Source organism: Flavobacterium sp. 2755 (genome assembly GCF_031455715.1).
Taxonomy (GTDB): domain Bacteria; phylum Bacteroidota; class Bacteroidia; order Flavobacteriales; family Flavobacteriaceae; genus Flavobacterium.
Genome location: NZ_JAVDTG010000005.1, coordinates 26478 through 46249, shown reverse-complemented (window position 1 = coordinate 46249; position 19772 = coordinate 26478). Strand labels below are relative to the sequence as shown.

The window sequence follows — 19772 nt, the reverse complement described above, 5'->3', positions numbered from 1 at the left end:
GTCTAAACAAAAACTTGAAACCTCAAACCTGAAACAAAAAAAACTTTTACTACCACTTTGACTTCAATCGTTTGAAATCTCGGAAAAATTAAAAAATCATTAGAAAATAACCATTATATCATTCAAAAAATCGTTATTTCATAATTATATGCATGCATAGTATTTTTTATGATAGTTATCATGTTTTTATTTATACTTTAGCAGGAAATTTATCGGATAATTAAGGAAAAAAATGAAAATAAAAATTATTGGCATTGGGAGTTATATTCCTAATTTAGAAGTAAAAAACACAGATTTTGACAAGCATATTTTTTTGAATGAAGATGGAACCCCTTTTGGTTACCCGAATGAAGTCGTAATAAAAAAATTTAAAGGTATTACCGGAATTGAAAATCGCCGTTATGCCGAACCTCAATATACAGCATCAGATTTAGCTTTTTTTGCAGCTGAAAAAGCAATTGCAAATGCGGGAATCGATGCCGAAACTTTAGACTACATTATTTTTGCCCACAACTTTGGCGATGTAAAAACCGGAACGCATCAAACTGATATTTTGCCAAGTTTAGCGACTCGTGTTAAAAACAAATTAGGTATCAAAAATCCTAAATGTGTAGCTTATGATATTCTTTTTGGATGTCCGGGGTGGATTGAAGGAGTTCTTCAAGCCAATGCATTCATTAAATCTGGAATGGCAAAAAGAGTTATGGTAATTGGTGCAGAAACACTTTCAAGAGTTGTTGATGATCACGATCGTGATTCGATGATTTATTCTGACGGAGCCGGAGTTTCTATTTTAGAAGCTTCTACTGATGAATCTGGTCTTTTATCTTATGAAAGTGCTACTTATGCTAATGATGAAGCAAATTATCTTTTCTTCGGAAAATCATACAATCCAGATTTAGATCCGGATATTAAGTACATCAAAATGTATGGTCGTAAAATTTACGAGTTTGCTTTAAGCAACGTTCCATTAGCTATGAAAAGTTGTTTGGATCAAAGCGGAATTGGCATTGACGATGTGAAAAAAATCCTGATTCATCAGGCAAATGAAAAAATGGACGAGGCTATTATCGAACGTTTCTACAAATTATACGATAAAACAGCTCCTAAAGATATTATGCCAATGAGTATTCATGATTTAGGAAACAGCAGTGTTGCAACCGTTCCAACTTTATACGATTTGATTCTACAAGGAAAAATTGAAAATCAAGAAATCAACAAAGGCGATGTTATCATTTTTGCTTCTGTAGGAGCCGGAATGAATATCAATGCTTTCGTTTATAGACATTAATTTATAGTAATCAGTGTTCAGTTTTTAGTATTCAGCGCATTTTATGCAGAATTTAATTTCCGTTTAAAAAGAAATAATTAATTCCACTGACTAAAATCTGAACACTGTAAATCTAATAACTACACTGTTCACTAAAAACTGAACACTGAATACTTTTTTAGTATATTTGCGACCTAATTAAAATCAAGAACGATAGCTTGTTTCGTTCCTCGCAATAACTATGTACGAAAAAACGTTTCCGAATAAAAGATTCAAACTTACTTTAGAGTTTTTACAAAAGCACGTTAGCACATCAGAAACCATTTTTGATTTTGGTGTACCAAATCCGTTTTCTAAAATAATGGAAGAAAATGGTTATACCGTAAAAAACACAAAAGGCGAAGATTTAGACAACGATCAAACGGCTTTACAAACAGAAGATTATACTGTTTTTACGGCATTTGAAATTTTCGAACATCTGCTAAATCCATATACAATTTTAGAAAATGTAAAATGCGATAAATTGTTAATTTCAATTCCGTTACGTTTATGGTTTTCTCCGGCATATCGCTCAAAAACTGATATGTGGGACAGACATTATCACGAATTTGAAGATTGGCAGTTAGACTGGCTTTTAGAAAAAACGGGATGGAAAATAACAGATCGTTTGCAATTTACACATCCGGTAAAAAAGTTTGGATTGAGACCTTTACTTAGATATTTCACTCCAAGATATTATCTTGTTGTTGCTGAAAAAGTTAAGAACTAAGATTGCAGATTAACGATTTTTGATTTTTGATTTATAGATGACTTTTACACAATCTAAAATCTGAGATCTAAAATCTAAAATTTTTCACATGAAATACTATATCGTCATTCCCGCGCACAACGAGCAAGATTTAATTGGCCTGACTTTACAATCATTGGTTTCTCAAACTGTTTTGCCATCAAAAGTTGTGGTTGTAAATGACAATTCTACTGATAAAACAGAAGAAGTTGTTTTGGGATTTGCAAAGGATAATCCTTTCATTTCTGTTGTAAACAAAACTTCAGATGCGATTCACCTTCCGGGAAGCAAAGTAATTCAGGCTTTCCAAAAAGGTTTTGAAACTTTGGATTCTGATTACGATATTATTGTAAAAATAGACGGCGATTTAATTTTTCCTTCAAATTATTTTGAAACCATAATTAAACATTTTGAATCCGATCCAAAAATTGGAATGGCTGGCGGATTTTGTTATATCGATAAAAACGGCGAATGGGTTTTAGAAAACTTAACCGATAAAGATCATATTCGCGGTGCATTAAAAGCATATAGAAAAGAGACTTATCAGCAAATTGGCGGTTTAAAACCGGCAATGGGCTGGGATACTGTAGATGAATTATTGTGTAAATATTACGATTGGAAAATTGTTACCGATGAATCTTTACATGTAAAGCATTTAAAGCCAACAGGCGCTAATTACAACAAAACAGCTCGTTATAAACAAGGCGAAGCTTTTTATACTTTAGGTTATGGTTTTTGGATCACGGCAATTGCTTCGGCAAAACTGGCGATGATGAAGAAAAAACCTTTCCTGTTTCTAGATTATATCAAAGGATTTTTGAAAGCTAAAAAAGCTAAAACTCCTTTATTAGTTACCTCTGAACAAGCTAAATTTATTAGAAATTACCGTTTACAAAAAATGAAACAAAAGCTTTTCTAGTTTTTTAAAACTTAAAAAACTGTAAAGTGAAACGGTAAACTGTAAACTAATCCTTAATTTAGCCAATATTTGTAAAACTTATGATGCTAATTCGTTATTTATCCCAAATAGGAAGATATTTTTTAATGCTTAAAGAAATTTTCAATAAACAGACTAAATGGCCTGTTATGAAAAATTTGATTTTCAAAGAAATCGATGACTTAATAATCGACTCTCTTGGTATCGTTTGCTTTATATCTTTTTTTATTGGAGGAGTTGTTGCCATCCAAACGGCTTTAAACTTAACTAATCCATTAATTCCAAAATATTTAATTGGTTTTGCTACACGTCAATCTGTAATTCTGGAGTTTGCCCCCACTTTTATTTCGGTAATTATGGCCGGAAAAATGGGATCTTACATTACTTCAAGTATCGGGACAATGCGTGTTACAGAGCAAATCGATGCTTTAGAAGTTATGGGTGTTAATTCCTTAAACTATCTTGTTTTCCCTAAAATAGTAGCTTTATTAATGTACCCTTTTGTAATTGGGATTAGTATGTTTTTGGGAATTTTTGGCGGATGGCTTGCTTGTGCATACGGCGGATTTTCGACCAGTCAGGATTTTATTCAGGGTGCTCAAATGGAATTCATTCCGTTTCACATTACATATGCCTTCATTAAAACTTTAATTTTTGCAATGTTATTAGCTACAATTCCATCTTTTCACGGATATTACATGAAAGGTGGAGCATTAGAAGTGGGTAAAGCTAGTACGGTGTCATTTGTTTGGACATCTGTTTGTATTATTCTTTTTAATTATATATTAACTCAATTATTATTAGGATAATGATAGAAGTAAAAAATATAGAAAAATCATTTGGTGACAGCAAAGTTTTAAAAGGCGTTTCGACGGTTTTTGAAACTGGAAAAACCAACTTGATTATTGGACAAAGTGGATCTGGTAAGACTGTTTTATTAAAAACTTTACTAGGAATTCATACCCCGGATTCGGGAACAATTGAATTTGACGGAAGAGTTTATTCGGAATTAGATCCGGATGAAAAAAGAGAATTAAGAACTGAAATTGGAATGGTTTTTCAGGGAAGTGCCTTATTTGACTCAATGACTGTTGAAGAAAATGTCGCTTTCCCTCTAAAGATGTTCACAAACGATAATAAAGCTAAAATCAAAGAACGCGTTGATTTTGTTTTAGAAAGAGTAAACTTGGTTGATGCACACAAAAAACTTCCTTCTGAGATCTCTGGAGGTATGCAGAAACGTGTGGCGATTGCCCGTGCGATTGTAAATAATCCAAAGTATTTATTTTGTGATGAACCTAACTCTGGTCTTGATCCAAATACCTCAACTTTGATTGATAATTTGATTAAGGAAATTACAGAAGAATACAACATCACAACTGTAATTAATACGCACGATATGAACTCTGTAATGGAAATTGGAGAGAATATTGTTTTCTTAAAAAAAGGAGTAAAAGCGTGGCAGGGAACTAAAGAAGAAATCTTTATAACTTACAACAAAGACATTGTCAAATTTGTTTACTCTTCAAACTTGTTTAAAAAAGTACGTGAAGCTTATTTGAAAGGCTAGAAGTTTTTTAAATTTCAATTATATAGGAAATCTCAATAAATAAAATTCCAAATTCCAATCTTAGTAAATTGGAATTTGGAATTTTTATAATAATTCTCTCTAATATTTTTTGCTTAAGCCAAAACCAACTGTTACTCCTGCGCCAATAAAAGTGTATTTTCCAAAATTTCCAAAAAGCTTAACACCAACACTTGGAATTATGGCATTATAGATAAGTCTAGATTTCTTTTTTGAATAAAACCATTTGTAATTAGCTTCAAAAGGTACACCATAATAACTTATAGATTTAGCCGAAAAAACCTCTTCAGATTCAAACTCTTCATGATCAATTGATTCTACTAGTTTTTTCATTTCTAAATTATTACGACTCACACCAACCGAAACGCTATAAGAATGATTAGAGCTCAGCCAGCGTCTTCCATATAAAAAAGCATATTCTTTATTATCTTCTGATTTATAATATCTCGGCATTATGATATAATTATCTGATCTTTCAGAATATCCTACTGCATTTGTAAATCTAAAAGTAAAAAGATTTTCTCCGGTTTGATAATTCAATTCCAAACCTCCGGAAATACCAACACTCTGACCAATTGTAGGCCCTCCAAAACCTTCAAAATAAATTATTGGGTTTGAAGTTTCATTGGTTTCTTGTGCATAAATTGAATTGGAAAGCATTAGAACAAAAATAATCTTAAGTAGTTTTTTTATCATAATCTATTTATAAGAATGAAATATTTTCTAAATATAGACAAATCGAATATCTTATATATACGTAAAACTAACCGTTTTTGAAATTCAATAAAATTGGGGAAATCTCAATAAAAAAATTCCAAACTACAATCTTAATAAAATTGGAATTTGGAATTTAATATATTGGAATTTTTATATTCTAATGATTACCGGGCAGAAGTTCAACCTCAGCATTTGGATTAAAAAGATAGGTCTTTCCTGAACTTATTTCGAGACATTCAAAACGTTTGGTTCTAACCGCTATTTTCTTGAATATTTTACCGTTTTTAATTCGGAAGACACTTCCGTATGGAATTTCAAAAACATAATTTTTATCATTGGTCAAATCATATTGTTTTAAAGCCAAAGATAAAGTAGTATCTGTATCGCTGCTCGCCGAAGGGTTTTTAAAATGACGTGCCAATAAAGGCAGCAAATGACTCGGAAATATTTCTGGACGAATAAACGGAACCATTAAACGCTGAAAAGAATATTTCCACTCATTTCCGTGCGGTTTTATATTTCTCCCAAATTTCTCAAAAGCAACTAAATGGGAAATCTCATGAATCAGCGTAATCAAAAATCGGTATTTATTTAAACTCGCATTAACCGTAATTTCATGTTTACCGCTCGGCCCTCTCCTATAATCGCCATGACGCGTCTGACGCTCATTTACGATCTTGAGATGAACCTGATTGGCTACAATCAAATCAAAAACAGGCTTTACTGCATGTTCCGGAATATATTTTGCTAATGTATCGCTCAAAATAATTATGAATTATAAAGTATGAGTTATGAGTTATTTTTCAATTGGAATTTAATTATGGGTTCGTTGATGAAACTTCAAGTACTTTTCCATTAAAATATTTATTTCCATTTAATGTAAAATCGTAAATATAAGTCGCCATTCCTTCAGCAGAAATTGGAGCCTGATAACCTGGGAAAGCTTCATTCAGCATTTCGGTTTGTACAGAACCCAAAGCTAGAACATTAAATGAAATACCTTTCTCTTTATATTCTTCTGCTAATAATTCGGTTAAAGTAATTACTGCACCTTTACTTGAGCTGTAAGCTGCTAATCCTGCAAATTTTAAACTTCCTCTTACACCGCCAATTGAACTTATTGTTACAACGTGGCTTCCTTTTTGTAAATACGGCAGACAAACTCTGGTAAGATTTGCTACAGCAAAAACATTTACTTTATAAATACTTTCAAAATCAGCTTGTGTGGTTTCTGCAAAAGGTTTTAATAACAAAGCTCCGGCATTATGCACAACAGCATCGACTTTTTTCCAGGTCGAAGAAAGAAAATTTTCTACTTCCTGCAAAGCAGTTTCATTGGCTAAATCAATTGACAAGCAAGTTACGTTTTGATGTTCTAAAAGTGTTTTTGGAATTTTTCTCGAAATCGCTAAAACCTGATTTCCGGCATTGGCAAACTGCAATGCTAATTCATATCCAATTCCTCTACTCGTTCCGGTAACAATAATATTTTTCATGCAGCAAAAATAAGCAAAACCAAAATAATGGACTGTTATTTATTCATTACAATTTCTTCTGTTGGAGTTGTCGCAATTTTAGTTACAGCAGGTAAAAACTCCTGAATAAAAGCCGTCATGTGCGGAATATCCATTACTTTAAATTCATCTGAAACGTGGTGGTAAAAATCGAAATTCTCAAAATCAAAAGTACTTATCGATTGACACGGTTTCCCGAAAGCTTCAAAAAACGAAAAGTTATCAGATCTGTAAAACAGTTTATATTCGGCTTCTTTTGGTAAAAAACCAATTGTCTTTTTTCCGGTATATTCATTTATTTTTTCGGCCATATTCGATTTATCAAAACCTGTTATGTATGCCAAATAATCACGTTTCATAGGAACGCCAATCATTTCGATATTTAATTGTGTGTATAAATTGAAGTTCTTTGCTTTAAGTTTCGGAGCCATACTTTTTGATCCCAAAAGGCCTTTTTCTTCTCCGGCAAAAAACACAAAAAGAATACTTCTTTTATTGGAATGGGTTTTACTGAAATATTTTGCCAATTGCGCCACAGCGGTTACACCCGAAGCATCATCATTGGCCCCATTAAAAATTTGGTCAGCTTGTTTCTTTTTTTCAATTCCGATATGATCGTAATGTGCACTTAAAACAACATATTCATTTTTAAGAACCGGATCTGTTCCTTCTAAAACGCCAACAATATTAAAAGCCGGAGATTTAAAATTAGTCAAGGTATCTCTATAAGAAGCGAAATATGGTTTTACATTATTCTTTTTAAAGAAATCTTCTAAAAAAACTGCCGCTTTTTCTATTCCTTTTGTTCCCGTTTCACGTCCTTCTAATTCATCTGAAGAAAGATATTTTAAAAAATCAGAAACCTCAGATTCTTCCACTTTATAAGTTATTTCAGTTGATTCTGATTTCGATTCTTTTTCACTTACAGCTGGTGTGCTCGTTTTACAGGCAATAAAAACAAATGGAAGAAGAAAGTATAGTTTTTTCATAAACGAAAGTTTGATGCTCTTTAGATTAAATTTCTAAAACTGCTGATTTAAAATATTTTTTATACACTTTAAATACCTGAATACTTCCCAGAATTATGAAAAAAGCGGGAATAAAAACCGGCATTATATACTCTGAAAAATGATTCGTTTTTTGAAAAAAAGTCTGCAAAATTACAATCAAACTAAACATCCCAAAAAAAACACCAATCAAAGTTCCTGCAATATAATAATATTTTAACTTTCTTTCGATGGTAATGTACTTTCCGTTAAGCAAATATAGATTCCAGCTCGCCCAAAAAGGAAGCTGTAAAAAATTGAAACAGTTTAAAATAATCCCAATTACAAACGGAGAATAGATTAAATAGTTCTGTAAAATTCCGTTTGATTTTGTTTCCTGATTAAAATTGAAATAAAAAGCAAAGGCCAAAACAAACATAAATCCTACCGCAAAAAAATCAATAATCTTCATTAATTTTTTATTGTTAGTGAGTTGTTTAGCAAAAAGCAGTGTGAAATAAATAACAAAAGTTTCTACTACAATAACTCCGAATAAAAAGAAGACTAAATCATGAAGTCCCGATTTGGTATAAATTTCTAATCCAACAAGGTTTAAATATCCTAACGGAATTGAGCCCAGAAAACTCACGACAAATCCAACTAAGCTATTTTTTAAACTTTTCATTTTTAAAAGTTCATGATTTTATTGTTTTGCGCCAAATGCAGTTTGTACTCGCGCATTCCCACTTTGTAATCTAAATATGGAACTCCCATTTTATGGTTTTCAACACTTATTTCATACATATAAGTAATATGTCTTGCCAGTTCTTTCCAGGCAAACCATACGGAATGTTTGGGATCGTAAATGTGCGTAGGCTCGCTCGCGGCGCCGTTGAGTTCTACAATTTGAAAATTTTCTCCTCGTTCTAATTCCTCAAAAGTGTTGTACATGATATCAAAACGTCCGAAATAGAATCCCGGAATTTGAGTTGCAATTTCATCAATTGTCTTTGTTAATTTTGGTGTAATCCAATCACTTCCGTCAAGAAATTTTGCCCCTCGGGCATGATTGCCAAATGGAACTAAATTTAATGTTTCGTCTTTAGGCAAAATTCGCTGCAGCTCTTCTCCATATTCTTCTTTTAAAACCTCAAACTGCAGTTCAAATCTGGGAGTTTGTTTGATTAAATTTTCAATTGTAGATTTTCCGTCTCCGGTTACAATCAAAAATTCTTTAGAAACAATTCCTGTAATTTTTCCGTTTTTTTGAAGCGGACGGCGTACGTAAAAAATACCGACTTCTTTTTCAAACGGAATAAGATCCTGCAGTAAAAAATCAAAATTTGCTTTACTCGCATAATCAGTCAATTCAGAAACAGTTTTTATTTTTTTTACTCCAGAACCGCGCAATCCAATATCTGGTTTTGCGATTAATGGAAAATAGATTTGTTTTTCGACCAGTAAATTAACGATGTCTTTTAACTCCGTTTTCTCCCGAATCAAAACTGTTTTGGGATAATGTTTTTTAGGCAGTAAATCGTAAATCTGTTTTTTACTTTCCATAATAAAACCGCCATTTTTAATTTTGGGATTGGAGGCATTAAAGAAAAAAATTGATCTTGCTTTGACCGCATAATAAGCCCAAAGAAAATAAATAGGAATGTATAAAACCTGAAAGGGCCAATATTCCCAATTGGTTACTTTGTGAAAAAATAGTTTCATAGGTTTACATTTTAAATTCGAATAAAAGAGGTTGAAAAATCTTCTGTTTTTATTAAATCGTAATATTTCATTGCACCTTTATTTTGTTCTGTCACCACTTGCGTCACGCTTAATGTTTTCATCATATTTTCTCTGTTAATGATTAAACCGTTTTGCACGTCATCGCTGTGTGTATTTTTATGAAAATCCAGCATATCCAGAGCCGAGATTTCATTTTTATCTTTTACAAAATCAAAAAACCAATTGGATCTTTCTTTTCTAATTTCTTCAGGATATAAAGTAACCGATGACCAAATGTGGTTTTGAGTTTCATTCAGCTTTGTTGTTCTTTTACTGAAACCATCCCAAATCAATTCATACAACATTTTTTCCTGATACAAAACCAGTGTAAAAGGTTCAATGTTATGGAGATCAATTTGTGTCCAAAAATCCTTAGGTGAATCCTTTTCAATAATATCCAGAACAATTAAACCGCGGCTTTTTCGATACGGAAGTACAGGAATATGTTTTGTAATTCCGCCATTTAATAAAACCAAAACAGTTCCGTTTTCATCCATTGCAAACCAGGTTCCTCCTGCTTTTGAATCTTTTGGATACATTATATTTTTGCCATTGTGACAGTAATTTCTGGGCACAACAGCACCGGGACGAATTACTTTTTCGTCCCGGTTTGAAGTAATAATGGCAACTCCTTTATTATTTATAAAACTTACTGTACACATTGTTTTCTATATTCGATAGTCGAGCGCGCTACGCCAAAATTTTCATCTACTAAAATATTCTCAAATTGCAGCACAGCCACTTTTATTAAAGCCTGATGATGCACGCAATGTTCCAGATTATAAAGCAATTCTCTGTAATAATTACTTTGAATTCTCATATTAAGTCCATCAATAAACTGCTCCAGAAACATTATTTTATTCTCGCTTTGCAATCCGGCTTTAATTTCGGTAATGCATTGTTTTGCAAATTCGGTCTCCGTTTGAATTCTGATATTTCTCTCGCGGTTATCATAATTTATAATTCCCGATTCATAGCCATTTTGAAGACATTGAAACATTTCCAGAATATGTCTTGTGTGCTCGCCAATAGTGGCATTGCTTAAAGCCTGACAGGATTTTGAATAATCTTTATCAGATAATTGATTTAATAAATCCGTTAACTCATCTAAACTCCGGCGTATTGATTTTAGTAACATAACTTTTAATTTAGAAGATTAAACAATTTGTTTTTATTGAAATAAAGCAAACCTAAACTGCATAATAATGTAATAACAGCTAAAGCAAAAAGTAATCCGCCGTCGTTTTGAACCTCAATTCCTAAAACAAATAAATGTGACAAAATAGCGCCAATCATAATTCCGGCTGCGCCAAGTGCGCCAAGCCATGTTGTTTTGGGCATTAAAATCAAAACTGCGGCAATCAATTCGGCAATTGCAGAACCAATTCTTCCGTAAGGTTCTATTCCTAAAGTCGAGAAAATATAGATACTTTCTTCTGCTCCGCTGAATTTAAAAAACAAGGTTTGCAATAAAATTACCGAAGCCGTTATTCTCAAAATCCATATTAAAATTTCCTTTTTCATGGCTTCGGGTTATTTGTATATTTTTTTCCAGTTGTTATCTGCCTTCACTTTTAACTCTGCTTCATCCGGGTTCCAGCTTTTCAGGGTATTATTAAAATAAGCATTGTAGAACAGATAAAGTTTTCCATCGCTGATTTTAAAAGTCTCTGGATTAATTTCTACTTTTTTACCTGCACTTCCCATTGCATACGCGCACCATCCGCCATATTGAGGTTCATATTTTGATGGATTTTTCAAGAACGCATTTTTATTTTCAACTGAAGAAAAATTATAAGTCACTCCCTGATATGAAGTTGAAATTTCTTTTTTCCCTTTAACTGCTTTTCCCTGATTAAAATAGCCAACAGGATCATAACCCTGAATTCCTATTTTATTTTCTAAATTATACTGGCTCACTCTTTTGGCATCATTTTGAGCAAATGAACTGCCTGAAACTAAAATCAATAACAATAATACTAACTTCTTCATCTTTGTTTTATTTAAGGTTTTTTAATACTGACACTAATAATTCTGTGGAAATGCGCTGTTTAATATCTGGCGAGATATATTCAAAAAGTATATCGGCCTCAGTATTAACAACAAAAACAGAAGGAACTGGCAGTAAACTGGTATTGATTCCTTTAGAATGTACGTTAATTACTGATTTGTAGTTTTCCGGAACCTGATAAGCAATTCCTACGGCTTTTATCAATTCTCCTTTTGAATCAGAAAGTAAGGTGTATTTTACTTTGTCCTTTTCTTCTGTGATTTTTAAATTTTCTGGAGAATCCGGACTTACGGCTATAATTTGATAACCTAAGTCGATGATTTGTTTTTCGGCTCCAGCCAATGCCTGCAAATGTAAATTGCAATACGGACACCAGCCGCCGCGATAAAAAACTAGAACTGTTTTTTTCTTTTTAAGTAATTCTGAAAGGTTTACATCTGCATTTTCAGCAGTTTTTAAAGTAAACTCCGGGATTTTTTCTCCTATTAATAAAGGAGCAATATCAAGCACCGATTTAGGAATCTCGCTTTGCGCGTGAGCAGCAGAGGTTAGCGCTGCCACAAAAATTAAAAGCATTTTTTTCATAGTGTAGTGGTTTTACATCTTTTTGATGATGTAAAATTATTGTACTATGAAAAAGCAAAATGTCGGCTAATTTACACTTCGCTTAAAATAATTATAATTTGGTGATATCCTGAATGATAATTTCTTTTCTATTATAACTTATGAGCTGGTTGGTTTCCATTTCATTTAGTAATTGCGTAGCTGTTTGTCTTGAAGTACAGATAATTTGAGCAATATCATTTTGGGTTAAATAGTTTTCAATTGCTACCATGTTTCCGTTTCTAACGCCTTCTTGTTCTGCCCAGTCTTTTAGGAATTGGTACAATCTCGTTTTGGCATCTTTAGAAATTAAATTGGCATAACTATTTTTAACGCGCTTCATTTTTAACCCAACAAATTTGGTATATGAAAGTGCCAAAGTTGGATTTCGCAGCAATAAATCTTCAAAGTCAGACATTAAAAAACTACAGATTGCAACATCATCTGAAAGTACTTTTGCATATTCTTCGACTTTATTGTCTGTTTCCAAAGTCAATTCGCCAAATAAATCTCCTTTTTGAATAATGTCTTTTATCGTTTCATTACCATCATCATCAATGGCAACAATTTTTATATTCCCTTTTTTAAGTAAAAAAATACGTGGCACATCTGAAGAAGAAAAATAAATAATTTCTCCTTTTGATGCTTTTTTAAAACCGGTAATAATACACAATTGCTTGATTTGTGAATAACTCAGCGTTCTAAACAATTTATGATCCCGCAAGTACCAATATTTTAAATCTTCGTACATAAAAATTAAATCTGTTGGTGTAAATGTAATTAAATTAACAATAAATCTAATTATAAGTTTTAGGAACGCGGATGACACAGATTCGCTTCGCGAAAACGCGGATTGACACAGATTTTTATTTTCCTAACATAAAAAAATCCGTTTTTATCAGTGTTTTCGCGAAGCGAATCTGTGTCATCCGTGTGCCAATCTAAAGCCCAGAAAAAACAAAAACCTTTTAAAGCCTAAACTTCAAAAGGTTTTTATGAATTATTTTATAGAAAATTATCCTGCGATAACAGATCTTGAAATAACGATTTTTTGAATTTCTGAAGTTCCTTCGTAAATCTGAGTGATTTTTGCATCGCGCATAAAACGTTCTACATGGTACTCTTTTACATAACCATTTCCTCCATGAATTTGCACTGCTTCAACCGCAGTATCCATTGCAACCTGTGAAGCGAATAATTTTGCCATTGCACCACTTACGTCATAATTTTTATGCTGGTCTTTATCCCAAGCCGCTTTCATACATAAATGACGAGCCGCTTCAATATTAACCGCCATATCTGCCAGTTTAAAAGCAATTGCCTGATGATTACAAATTTCAGTTCCAAAAGCTTTACGCTCTTTAGAATATTTCAAAGCCAGTTCATAAGCTCCGGAAGCAATTCCTAAAGCCTGAGACGCAATACCAATTCTACCTCCGGCAAGCGTTTTCATAGCAAATTTAAATCCGAAACCGTCTTCACCAATTCTGTTTTCTTTCGGAACTTTTACATCACTAAACATTAAAGAGTGTGTATCAGAACCGCGAATTCCCATTTTTTGTTCTTTTGGACCAATAGAAAAACCTGGCATATCTTTCGTCATGATCAAAGCATTGATTCCTTTATGTTTTAATTCAGGATGCGTTTGAGCAATTACCAAATATACAGAAGCTGTGTTTCCGTTTGTAATCCAGTTTTTTGTTCCGTTTACTAAATAATGGTCGCCCATATCAATCGCAGTTGTTTTTTGCGAAGTAGCATCACTTCCTGCTTCTGGCTCACTTAAACAGAAAGCCCCGTGAATTTGACCTGAAGCCAATCCCGGTAAATATTTTTGTTTTTGTTCTTCCGTTCCAAACTCTTGTAATCCCCAGCAAACCAAAGAATTATTTACAGACATTACTACAGAAGCCGAAGCATCCACTTTAGAAATTTCTTCCATTGCAATAACATAAGAAATTGCATCAAGTCCGCTTCCACCGTATTTTGGATCAACCATCATTCCCATGAACCCAAGTTCACCCATTTTTTTAACCTGCTCGGTTGGAAAAATTTGTTTCTCGTCACGTTCAATAACTCCGGGTAATAATTCATTTTGAGCAAAATCTCTTGCAGCTTGCTGAATCATTAAATGTTCTTCGGTAAGATTAAAATCCATAGTTTTTTTTTTATTGTTTTTTCTAAACCGAATTCAGAATTCAGTTTTGTGGTTTTTTATTTGTTTTTTTTGAAAAGCCAATTTATGGTTAAAAGGCTTCCAAAGATAATTTTTAAATGCGGATTTTACAATGCATGCATATAAATTTAATAGATCGACAAGAATAACGATAACGTTTTCGTAATAATTTATCATTTGCTTCAAACATACTATAATTTTGCAGCTTTTTTTGTAAAATACAAGATTAAAAAATGCGGTTTAAAAACCTCAAAAAAGTAAATTTCAAGCCATTTTCTCCGCAGAAAAGATTAAACAATTCCTAAAGCGCGTAAATCTACGTAAAGCTAGTCTTACTAATTTGATTACTAAACCGATAGAGTAAAAAAAATCAAAAACAACTAAAAAAAAACTTCCAAAAAAAGACAATAATATTGATAAATTAACATTATTTTTGCCTTAAAATTAAATAATTGACAGAGCATGAAAAAGATTTTACTAGTACTTACACTCCTTTTAACTTTACAATTTTCAGCAGTTTCTGCCCAGACTCATTTAGAAGTAAACGGCGTTACTGTTCCTAGAAAAATAGAATATCAAAACAAAACTTTACAGCTTAACGGCGCTGGCGGCAGATCAAAAATGTGGTTAGAAGTTTATGTGCAGGCCTTGTATTTATCGCAATTAAGCCAGGACCCAAAGTTTATTATTGACAGTGATACTGAAATGGCAATTCGAATTGAAATTACATCATCTATGGTTTCTTCGAATAAATTAACTAAAGCAATGAATGTTGGTTTCGAAAAATCTGCAGGAAGTAATCTGGAACAATTACGACCAAGAATCGAACAATTCAAAACATACTTAAGCGATGCAATTACAGAAAAAGATGTATTTGTTTTAGCTTACAATCCACTTGACCAAACTATCAATGTTTTTAAAAATGAAGTTTTGAAAGGAAAAGTTCAGGGATTTGATTTCAAAAAAGCATTATTCGGAATCTGGCTTTCTGATAAACCAGTTGACGAAACTTTGAAAAAACACTTATTAGGAATATAATCCTTAAAATTTTACATATTCAGAAAGCCGAAAACCTGATAGTTTTCGGCTTTTCTTTTTTGTTTAATAAATTTGATACAAAATACATTATTCGCATTATTCTATTTTATACATTTACACAAAATAAACATATCACAACAAAATGAAAGATTTATTACAACAATTTGAAAATAAAGCACCTGAAATTGTTTTTAACTGGAAAGATTCTGAAACAGAAGCTGAAGGATGGACTGTAATTAATTCGCTGCGCGGAGGAGCTGCCGGCGGAGGAACAAGAATGAGAAAAGGCTTAGACATGAACGAAGTTTTGTCGCTTGCCAAAACAATGGAAGTTAAATTTTCTGTTTCGGGTCCGGCAATTGGCGGTGCTAAATCTGGAATAAATTTTGACCCGAATGATCCTCGCAAAAAAGGAGTTTTACAGCGTTGGTACAAAGCGGTTTCTCCATTATTAAAAAGTTACTACGGAACTGGAGGAGATTTAAATGTTGATGAAATTCACGAAGTAATCCCAATGACAGAGGAATGTGGTGTTTGGCATCCGCAGGAAGGTGTTTTCAACGGACATTTTAAACCTACAGAAGCTGATAAAATTAATAGAATTGGTCAATTACGTCAGGGTGTAATTAAGGTTATCGAAAACCCAAAATTCTCACCAGACGTTACAAGAAAATATACTGTTGCTGATATGATTACCGGTTATGGCGTTGCCGAAGCGGTTCGTCATTTTTACGCAACTTACGGCGGAGACATTAAAGGTAAAAAAGCAATCGTACAAGGTTTTGGAAACGTTGGTTCTGCAGCTGCCTTTTATTTAGCTGAAATGGGAGCAAAAGTGATCGGAATTATTGATCGCGACGGCGGATTAATTAAAGAAGATGGTTTTTCTTTTGAAGAAATCAGAACGTTGTTTTTAAATAAAGACGGAAATAAATTAGTTGCCGATAATATGATTCCGTTTGAAGAAATCAATTCTAAAATCTGGACAATTGGTGCTGAAATTTTCACGCCTTGTGCTGCTTCAAGATTGGTTACTCAAAACCAAATCGACAGCTTAATTGCAAATGGATTGGAAGTTATTTCTTGCGGAGCGAATGTTCCTTTTGCTGATAAAGAAATTTTCTTCGGTTCTATTATGGAAGAAGTGGACCGTAAAGTAAGTTTGATCCCGGATTTTATTTCAAACTGCGGAATGGCAAGAGTATTCGCTTATTTCATGGAGAAAAAAGTTCAAATGACAGATGAGGCTATTTTTAACGATACTTCTGAAATTATAAAAAATGCAATTGTAAAAGCGCACGCATTAAATTCATCAAAAACAAATATCAGTGCAACGGCATTCGAAATTGCATTGAAACAGTTAGTATAATTTATTTTATACTTTATATATAAACGAGCCGAATCTGGCTCGTTTTTTTGCCACAGATTAAAAGGATTATTTGGATTCCTGCTTTGTGAACTTTGCCTTCAATTTAGCCCACAGATTTACACAAATTAAAACAGATAAAAACTTTGTGTTCCTTTGCGTTAAACCTTAGCGTGCTTTGCGGTTAAAATCAAAATCCAGCTTTGAGAACTTTGCCTCCTATTCAACGCAAAGATTTACACTATCTAAATAGAAAAAACTTTGTGCTTCTTTGCGTAAACCTTGGCGAACTTTGCGGTTAAAAACAAAACCCAGCTTTGAGAACTTTGTCTCCTATTCAGCTCACAGAGTTACACAATTTAAATAAAAAAAAACTTTGCGTTTCTTTGCGTAAACCTTGGCGAACTTTGCGGTTAAAAACAAAACCCAGCTTTGAGAACTTTGCCTCCTATTCAGCCCACAGATTTACACAAATCTAAACAAATAAAACTTTGCGTTCTTTGCGTAAACCTTGGCGAACTTTGCGGTTAAAAAACAAAACCCAGCTTTGCGGTTAAATTACCCACGGCTCTTTCTTTCTAAACAATTTTTACTAATTTTAAACGTTTTTAATAATACAATTACAAAACTCTGAATCGAAATTAGTTCAATGAAAACGAACCAGTATAAAATTAATCCTAACAAAGCAAGTGCTGCTATTTCTTCTGATAAAAAGAAATCGCTGGCACTTACTATTCTTATATATACAGCCTTAATTGTTTTATTATTTTTTATACGTTTTTGGCCTCCATACAATCCTGAAAATAACGTTGCACTTGCAGATGGCGGTGGAGGCGGTGGCGGCGTAACGGTAAATTTTGGCGACAGCGATTTAGGTTCTGGAGCCAATTATAAAAGCGAAGTTCTGAATGTAAAAAATGAAGTAAAACAAGCTCCGGCAAAAGCAGTCGAAGAAGAGGCTATTATTTCTCAGGAAAATTCAAAAGCCGATGAAACTGATGTTGTAATACCTGTAAAAGAAAAACCTAAAAAACCAACTCCGGTTGAAAAACCAATACAAAAACCTGTTCCCGAAAAACCAAAAGTTTCAAATTCTACAAACGATGCTTTATCAAGCATTTTAAAAGGTTCGAAAAAAGGCGGCGACGGCGATGATAAAGCAGCAGGAAATAAAGGAAAACCGGGAGGAGATTTAAACTCTAAAGGTTATTACGGATCTGGCGGCTCAGGCGGAGGAACCGGAGGCGGTAACGGAAGTGGAACTGGAATTGGTACAGGAAGCGGTTATGGACCGGGAAGCGGTGGTGGTTCTGGCGGAGGATCAGGATATTCTTTAAATGGTCGAAAAGCTTTATCTAAGCCAGCTCCAAAATATACTTGTAACGAAGAAGGAACTGTTGTAGTTGAAGTTACGGTAGATCAAAATGGAAAAACCGTGAGTGCAACTGCCGGAATAAAAGGAACTACAAACAAGGCTAGTTGTTTATTAGAACAAGCAAAAATAGCCGCATTAAACACAAAATGGTCTGCCGATGAAAATGCAGCCGCAAAACAAGTTGGAAAGATTATTTATAATTTTAACTTGAATTAAAACACGAATTTCACGGATTTTCACGAAATCTGTTCTCATAAAAAAAGGCTTTCTGATTCTCAGAAGGCCTTTTTAATTTATTCATCACGCTTGTCTTTGCGAGGAATGAAGCAATCTCACTTCTATAAGTAAACGCAAAGATATACTTAGTGAGGTTGCTTCGTTCCTCGCAATGACTTTGATTATGTACATTTTTTACTTCGGACTCGTAGCAATTACAAACTTCAAGTTATTCTTCACTCCTATCTGCAATACATCAACTAAATCCTGAACTTGCAAATTAAACGGAATTCGGACTACGACAGTTTGATCTTTATCTGCTCCAATTTTATTCATTAAAGTAGTTTCTAATTTTTCAAAAGCAACGGGCTGTTTGTCGATATAGAATTGTTTGTCTTCTGTAACCGATAAACTGATTAACTGTTTATTCGTTTTTTCATTTGATTTCGCTTTTGGAAGCGTCATCTTAATAACATTTGGGTTTGCCAGTGTTGAAATAATAAGAAAAAACAACAACAGGAAAAACATAATGTCACTTAAAGATGAAGTCGCAACCTCAGCGTGAAATCTTCTTTTTCTCTTAATCGACATACCTTATGATCTTTGAATTATGTTTACAAATTCTAATATCTGTTTCTGAATTTTTAAAGCAAAATCATCAATTTTTCCGTTCAGTAAGTGGTAAGCACTATAAGCAATAATACCCACGATAAGTCCTGAACCGGAACTGATCATTTTCTCGTATAAACCTCCGGAAATATTTCCGATACTGATATTTTCTGTAACTGAAATACTGTAGAAAATTTTAATTACCCCAGAAATAGTTCCGATGAAACCAAGAGTTGGCGCAATACCAGCGATAAGACCTAAATGACCTAAACGTCTTTCCATTTCGCCAATTTCGATATCGGCGGCGCGGTCCATGTTAGATTCGATTTCGGCAATTGGTCTTCCAATTACTAAAACGCCTTCTTTTAAAATATTTCCAACAGCTGTATCATTTCTTTCTACAATTGTTCTGGCTAATTCAATGTTTCCGGCGTGTAATTTATCGGCAACATCCTGCATTAATCTGGCATCAATTCTTGAAGCTTTTTGGATATACAAGTAGCGTTCAAAAATTACGTAAATCGTGTAAAACAATAAAAATGCGATTGGTATTAGGAAGAAACCTCCTTTTAAGATAAATCCTAAAACAGAAATTTCAGTTTCTGGGTGAGCAATTTTTTCGATCACTACGTTTGAGGCGTTTGCGAGAGTATCAGCTTGTAGTTGAATGGAGCTAAACATATTTTAATTCTGGTTTTTAATAATTAATTCTAAAAAATATTTCAATTTTGCAATAAAGATAATTTTCATTGTTATATTAAACTAAAAAAACTGGAAATTATTTCAATCAGCAACTA

At 33.1% G+C, this 19772-nt stretch carries 23 protein-coding genes; 8 read left to right on the top strand and 15 right to left on the bottom strand.

Going from position 1 to position 19772, the window contains the following annotated elements:
- Positions 1 to 232 precede the first annotated feature (232 nt).
- The 5 genes from J2Y38_RS12845 (at position 233) to J2Y38_RS12825 (ending at position 4564) form a co-directional block, all read left to right on the top strand.
- A complete protein-coding gene (locus J2Y38_RS12845; protein WP_309843125.1) occupies positions 233 to 1291 on the top strand; it encodes a ketoacyl-ACP synthase III in 1059 nt (352 codons plus the stop codon).
- A gap of 220 nt (positions 1292 to 1511) precedes the next feature.
- On the top strand, positions 1512 to 2039 hold the full coding sequence (locus J2Y38_RS12840; RefSeq protein WP_053470784.1) for a methyltransferase: 528 nt from the start codon (positions 1512 to 1514) through the stop codon (positions 2037 to 2039).
- An 88-nt stretch (positions 2040 to 2127) separates the two neighbouring features.
- Complete coding sequence (locus J2Y38_RS12835; RefSeq protein ID WP_309843122.1) at positions 2128 to 2976, top strand: glycosyltransferase family A protein; 849 nt, start codon at positions 2128 to 2130, stop codon at positions 2974 to 2976.
- 80 nt (positions 2977 to 3056) lie between these two features.
- A complete protein-coding gene (locus tag J2Y38_RS12830) occupies positions 3057 to 3803 on the top strand; it encodes an ABC transporter permease (protein ID WP_053470782.1) in 747 nt (248 codons plus the stop codon).
- On the top strand, positions 3803 to 4564 hold the full coding sequence (locus J2Y38_RS12825; RefSeq protein WP_309843118.1) for an ATP-binding cassette domain-containing protein: 762 nt from the start codon (positions 3803 to 3805) through the stop codon (positions 4562 to 4564). Before J2Y38_RS12830 ends, J2Y38_RS12825 begins: the two co-directional genes overlap by 1 nt.
- A gap of 99 nt (positions 4565 to 4663) precedes the next feature.
- Here the strand turns inward: J2Y38_RS12825 and J2Y38_RS12820 are convergent, their stop codons facing one another.
- The 13 genes from J2Y38_RS12820 to J2Y38_RS12760 all read right to left on the bottom strand — a co-directional run bounded on the left by J2Y38_RS12820 (position 4664) and on the right by J2Y38_RS12760 (position 14353).
- A complete protein-coding gene (locus J2Y38_RS12820; protein WP_309843116.1) occupies positions 4664 to 5278 on the bottom strand; it encodes a hypothetical protein in 615 nt (204 codons plus the stop codon).
- Positions 5279 to 5456: 178 nt separating this feature from the next.
- Entirely contained in the window at positions 5457 to 6062 is a 606-nt protein-coding gene (locus J2Y38_RS12815) for a SprT-like domain-containing protein (protein WP_256636110.1), read from the bottom strand.
- Positions 6063 to 6117: 55 nt separating this feature from the next.
- Positions 6118 to 6795 carry an SDR family NAD(P)-dependent oxidoreductase gene (locus J2Y38_RS12810; RefSeq protein ID WP_309843114.1) on the bottom strand — a complete coding sequence of 226 codons (678 nt, stop codon included), beginning with the start codon at positions 6793 to 6795 and terminating at the stop codon, positions 6118 to 6120.
- Positions 6796 to 6830: 35 nt separating this feature from the next.
- On the bottom strand, positions 6831 to 7802 hold the full coding sequence (locus J2Y38_RS12805; RefSeq protein ID WP_309843112.1) for a M20/M25/M40 family metallo-hydrolase: 972 nt from the start codon (positions 7800 to 7802) through the stop codon (positions 6831 to 6833).
- A gap of 25 nt (positions 7803 to 7827) precedes the next feature.
- A complete protein-coding gene (locus tag J2Y38_RS12800) occupies positions 7828 to 8484 on the bottom strand; it encodes a hypothetical protein (protein WP_309843110.1) in 657 nt (218 codons plus the stop codon).
- A gap of 2 nt (positions 8485 to 8486) precedes the next feature.
- Entirely contained in the window at positions 8487 to 9521 is a 1035-nt protein-coding gene (locus tag J2Y38_RS12795) for a D-alanine--D-alanine ligase (protein WP_309843107.1), read from the bottom strand.
- Positions 9522 to 9532: 11 nt separating this feature from the next.
- Positions 9533 to 10243, bottom strand: coding sequence for an NRDE family protein (locus J2Y38_RS12790; protein ID WP_309843104.1), 711 nt, complete (start codon positions 10241 to 10243; stop codon positions 9533 to 9535).
- Complete coding sequence (locus tag J2Y38_RS12785) at positions 10231 to 10719, bottom strand: DinB family protein (protein ID WP_309843102.1); 489 nt, start codon at positions 10717 to 10719, stop codon at positions 10231 to 10233. Before J2Y38_RS12785 ends, J2Y38_RS12790 begins: the two co-directional genes overlap by 13 nt.
- A gap of 5 nt (positions 10720 to 10724) precedes the next feature.
- A complete protein-coding gene (locus tag J2Y38_RS12780; RefSeq protein WP_309843099.1) occupies positions 10725 to 11105 on the bottom strand; it encodes a DoxX family membrane protein in 381 nt (126 codons plus the stop codon).
- 9 nt (positions 11106 to 11114) lie between these two features.
- On the bottom strand, positions 11115 to 11573 hold the full coding sequence (locus J2Y38_RS12775) for a YHS domain-containing (seleno)protein (RefSeq protein ID WP_309843096.1): 459 nt from the start codon (positions 11571 to 11573) through the stop codon (positions 11115 to 11117).
- Between the two features lie 7 nt (positions 11574 to 11580).
- A complete protein-coding gene (locus J2Y38_RS12770; RefSeq protein ID WP_309843094.1) occupies positions 11581 to 12177 on the bottom strand; it encodes a peroxiredoxin-like family protein in 597 nt (198 codons plus the stop codon).
- Between the two features lie 91 nt (positions 12178 to 12268).
- Positions 12269 to 12946, bottom strand: coding sequence for a Crp/Fnr family transcriptional regulator (locus tag J2Y38_RS12765; RefSeq protein ID WP_309843091.1), 678 nt, complete (start codon positions 12944 to 12946; stop codon positions 12269 to 12271).
- A 264-nt stretch (positions 12947 to 13210) separates the two neighbouring features.
- On the bottom strand, positions 13211 to 14353 hold the full coding sequence (locus tag J2Y38_RS12760) for an acyl-CoA dehydrogenase (protein ID WP_291150551.1): 1143 nt from the start codon (positions 14351 to 14353) through the stop codon (positions 13211 to 13213).
- Positions 14354 to 14833: 480 nt separating this feature from the next.
- Here J2Y38_RS12760 and J2Y38_RS12755 point away from each other — a divergent pair, with 480 nt between their 5' ends.
- The 3 genes from J2Y38_RS12755 (at position 14834) to J2Y38_RS12745 (ending at position 18366) form a co-directional block, all read left to right on the top strand.
- Entirely contained in the window at positions 14834 to 15409 is a 576-nt protein-coding gene (locus tag J2Y38_RS12755) for a chalcone isomerase family protein (protein WP_057124344.1), read from the top strand.
- A gap of 142 nt (positions 15410 to 15551) precedes the next feature.
- Positions 15552 to 16778 (top strand): Glu/Leu/Phe/Val dehydrogenase dimerization domain-containing protein, encoded by a 1227-nt coding sequence (locus tag J2Y38_RS12750; RefSeq protein WP_309843085.1) that lies wholly within the window; start codon positions 15552 to 15554, stop codon positions 16776 to 16778.
- Positions 16779 to 17424: 646 nt separating this feature from the next.
- Positions 17425 to 18366: an energy transducer TonB gene (locus tag J2Y38_RS12745; RefSeq protein WP_309843083.1), complete on the top strand. Its 942-nt coding sequence runs from the start codon at positions 17425 to 17427 to the stop codon at positions 18364 to 18366.
- 195 nt (positions 18367 to 18561) lie between these two features.
- On the opposite strand, the gene J2Y38_RS12740 is transcribed toward J2Y38_RS12745, so the two are convergent.
- Together J2Y38_RS12740 and J2Y38_RS12735 are read right to left on the bottom strand one after the other, a co-directional pair.
- Positions 18562 to 18957, bottom strand: coding sequence for a biopolymer transporter ExbD (locus tag J2Y38_RS12740; RefSeq protein ID WP_309843081.1), 396 nt, complete (start codon positions 18955 to 18957; stop codon positions 18562 to 18564).
- Between the two features lie 3 nt (positions 18958 to 18960).
- On the bottom strand, positions 18961 to 19656 hold the full coding sequence (locus J2Y38_RS12735; protein WP_309843079.1) for a MotA/TolQ/ExbB proton channel family protein: 696 nt from the start codon (positions 19654 to 19656) through the stop codon (positions 18961 to 18963).
- Between the last annotated feature and the right edge of the window lie 116 nt (positions 19657 to 19772).